3 protein-coding genes and 1 pseudogene are annotated in these 3,391 nt (G+C 69.7%); 3 read left to right on the top strand and 1 reads right to left on the bottom strand.

Annotated elements, in window-relative coordinates; genetic code table 11:
* Positions 1-12 precede the first annotated feature (12 nt).
* The 3 genes from HMPREF3099_RS11965 to HMPREF3099_RS04950 all read left to right on the top strand — a co-directional run bounded on the left by HMPREF3099_RS11965 (position 13) and on the right by HMPREF3099_RS04950 (position 3,047).
* The gene (locus HMPREF3099_RS11965; RefSeq protein ID WP_083323504.1) at positions 13-333 is read left to right on the top strand and encodes a lactococcin 972 family bacteriocin; all 321 of its coding nucleotides are present in this window, start codon (positions 13-15) and stop codon (positions 331-333) included.
* A gap of 74 nt (positions 334-407) precedes the next feature.
* The gene (locus HMPREF3099_RS04955) at positions 408-2,375 is read left to right on the top strand and encodes a hypothetical protein (RefSeq protein ID WP_070704776.1); all 1,968 of its coding nucleotides are present in this window, start codon (positions 408-410) and stop codon (positions 2,373-2,375) included.
* 3 nt (positions 2,376-2,378) lie between these two features.
* Positions 2,379-3,047: an ATP-binding cassette domain-containing protein gene (locus HMPREF3099_RS04950; RefSeq protein ID WP_202816693.1), complete on the top strand. Its 669-nt coding sequence runs from the start codon at positions 2,379-2,381 to the stop codon at positions 3,045-3,047.
* Positions 3,048-3,049: 2 nt separating this feature from the next.
* Here HMPREF3099_RS04950 and HMPREF3099_RS04945 read toward each other — a convergent pair.
* Positions 3,050-3,391 (bottom strand): annotated as a pseudogene (locus HMPREF3099_RS04945) (AMP-dependent synthetase); the annotation flags it as partial.

Below are 3,391 nucleotides of genomic sequence, written 5' to 3'. Positions count from 1 at the left end.
ACACATGAAGGAGTGCATCATGCGTATGCGTCGCTCCGTCGCGGGGTCGCACTGACTACCGTTGTCACGGCCACCTGTGCCACCGCTGCCTTCGCAGCTGTCGAGACGACCCACCCGGCGGGCGGAACGTGGCGGCATGGTACGACCGGAGCCTTTGGTGGTGGCACCGTCGTGTCGGAGTACCACCATGGTTCCCGCGCCCACGGTTCCTCCGTGCGCAACTGCGACGGCGAGGAGAACCGGTCGGGCACCAAGAGCAAGGGCGTGTGGGCGAACTCGTCCATCCGTGCCTGCCAGCTGGCCGTCGACCACGCCTACTACAGCGTGGTCTGAGTCCGGGTTCGTGACGCGTTGTGGGGCCCGGAGGGATCCGGGCCCCACAACCGTGGCAGTGGGAAGGATGCGGAGTGCGCAGTACGCACCTGTTGAGGCTGACGATCACCATCAACCTGCTCTTGGCTGCGATCATCGCCTGGCTCGGAGCTTCAGCTCAGGCGGAGACCTTCCCCAACAGGGCTGACGCCAGCCTCGTCGTGTCGGGGATCCCGGACCGTAAGGGGCTCGCCGCCCAGATGGGGGCCGGCGCAGCGGAGCACGGTGTGGGACTGGCCCGGATCACGGTGGGCGCTGCAGGAGAGACGACGATGCAGGCTCCGCCCTCGGCGCCCCCCGTCGAGAACGGGCCTGCAGAGCCGGTGGGGATCCCTGGAGCGCGGGCAGAACCGTGGTCGGACTCCACCAGCCTGCGAGGTCGGTGGGCCGTATGGGGTGAACCGGCGCAGCTGCGTGCCTTCTATGCCGACCTGCACCACATGGGGGTCGACGTGTCGGTCAGGGAGCGAGCGGACACGGGTCCCCGTGACCTCGCTGCGTCACAGGCGGACTTGATGGCAGCACTGTGGGTGCTGGGGGCGGCGGTGTTGGCGGCTGCTGCTCTGACTGCCGCGGAGGCCACACGGCGGGTCGCCGTGATGGAGGCGTGCGGGCAGTCCCGGAGGACTGCCTGGTGGGGGCTGCTGGGTCTTGTCGTGGCATGGATGGTGGGCGTGCTCGTGGTCATGCTCGTGGCCGTGGCGTTGAACCCGTCCACGCGCGCGGTCCTGGGCTCCTCGGTGCGCGGTTCTGTTCTGGGCCTGCTCGCTTGGGCCGCCCTCGGAGTACTTGCAGCCGCTGTGGTGGGGCTGGCAGCGGGTTTCCAGTGGGAGGCCCCGCTCATGGAGCGTCTGCGGGGTCGCCGACCCTTCTTGGTGATCGGACTGGCCGCCTCACTCGCAGCCACGGCTGCCATGGGGCTCCTGCCCGTGGCGGGCGTGCGGGCTCTCCAGACGGGCATGGAACAGCAGCGTCTCAGCGAAGAGCTCGGGGTCTGGGACCGCATGCCCCAACTTGCGTCGCCGAGTCAGTACGGAGCACCGGACAACGAGTCGCCGGAGGTCGGACACCGATTTCGGACGGCGTTCACGACCTTGGACAAGACGACCCCGATCTTCCTCAACGCGGCGCCGAAGCCCTGTGACTTCGCGGACGGTGGTCAGGGGTGTCTCATCGTGAACAAGGAGTACCTGCGGCGTCTCCAGCCTGAGGTGACCCTGGACGGGGACGGGCCCTGGCTCGTCGCTCCCTCCGGAGGTGATGTTGGTGCCGTCAAGGGCTCGGTGGCGGAGTGGATGGCGTTTCAGGGAGAACTCTCCTGCGGCGAACGTCAGCGGGCGAAGGGCTGCGTGGAGGTTCCGTCGGTGCAGATTGTGCACGCGCCTGCTGGGGTCGACGGGTGGCCGGTCCTCCGCCAAGGAAACGCGGTGCGCTCGTCTGGTGACGACGAAGCAACTGATCCGTGGGTGCTGGTCGTCGACGATGGCGCGGACTGGCTCTCCGGAAACTTCCTGTCCGCGGCCATGAGCCGGTCGGAGCTCATGTTCGTGGGCGAGCCGCGGAAGGTCGAGGCGGCGCTGGCTGCCTCGCCCGTGGCGGACCGGGTCTCTCCGGCCGTCGATCCGCAGCAGACCGTCGAGGAGACCCGGGTGGAGCTGGGGCGTGAGCGGCATCGAGCCGTGGTCTCGATGGTCGTGCTCGCCGCCATCGAGATCACTTCCCTGGTGGTGGCGGTCCAGGTTCTGACCCGCGCCCGTCGCCGCCGCTTGTTCGTGGGGTTCGTGACGGGGCGCCACCCGGTGCGTCGGCACGTGCCAGTGGCTGCGGTTGCGGCGGTCATGACGCTCATCGGAACGGTCGTGGCCCTGTCTCGCGGTGTCCTCGAGGGACCCGCTGGGGCGTGGCTGCTCGCCGGTCAGTGTCTCGTCGTGGCGCTCGTCGTGGCCGTGACAGCGACGATCGTCGAACGGGGCCTCAACACCACAGTCCTGAAGGAAGGGTGAATCATGCAGGACGAGTTCGTGCTGGTGGCCGAGAGGCTGTCCATGAGTGTGCCCGGCCGGGTGCTCTGGAAGGGGGTGGACCTCACGGTTGCCCCGGGCGAGCGTCTCGCCCTGGTGGGACCCAGCGGCTGCGGCAAGACCACGCTGCTGAACTGCCTCGCCGGCCTGGAGTCCCCCGGCGGAGGAAGCGTTCGTCTGGAGGGAACGGACCTCACGAGCGCGAGCGGGCGCACCATGCGGCGTCTGCGCCGTGACGTCCTGGGAGTCCTCTTCCAGGACCACGGGCTGGTGCCTACGCAGACCATCGGGCAGAACCTGGACTATGGCTTCTCCGGGCGCACTGTGCGCCGCGCGGACCGGCCGGCCATGCGTGCCCAGGTGCTCGACCGTGTGGGTGTGAGTCACTCCCCGCAGACCAAGACACTGACCCTGAGTGGTGGCGAACAGCAGCGGGTCGCTCTGGCGCGGCTGCTGCTGCAGAATCCCCGCGTGGTGTTCGCCGACGAGCCCACGGCGTCACTCGACGACGGCAACGTCCAGGTCGTCCAGAGGGTCTTCGACGAGATGGCCTCCCGGGGTACGGCCATCGTGATGGCGACGCACGACGACCGCATGATGCGTTGGGCGGATTCGATGTTCGACCTCTCGGCGGCTGTGGGCCGCGCAGCCTGACCTCATGCCGCCTCGTCGGGCTCGGCGGCCAGGGTGCGCAGGGCCGCCCGGTCGTACTTGCCGGGGCCGGTGAGCGGCATCGTGTCCACCCAGCGCACGGCACGGGGGAGAGCCTCGGGGGCCAGCTCGGTGCGCAGGGCGTCGCGGAGGGCGGCGAGCGAGGGGGCGCTGCCGGCATCGCCCTCTCCGTGGCGCGGTACGGCCACCACGGTCACCCGCTGCCCCCACACCGGGTCCGGGGTGCCCACCACGGCGCACTCGGCCACCTGCGGCAGGCGCGCCACCGCATCGGCCACCACGTGAGGCGACACCTTGAGCCCCCCGGTGGCGATGAGGTCGTCCGC

The sequence above is a fragment of the Kytococcus sp. HMSC28H12 genome (assembly GCF_001816045.1).
GTDB classification, from domain to species: domain Bacteria; phylum Actinomycetota; class Actinomycetes; order Actinomycetales; family Dermatophilaceae; genus Kytococcus; species Kytococcus schroeteri.
The sequence above is the reverse complement of the archived record's forward strand: the minus strand, read 5'-3'. Positions and strand labels throughout refer to the sequence as shown.

Coding starts and splice junctions, on each gene's coding strand:
- HMPREF3099_RS04950 (WP_202816693.1), top strand. CDS start 2,379: ATGCAGGACGAGTTCGTGCTGGTGGCCGAGAGGCTGTCCATGAGTGTG.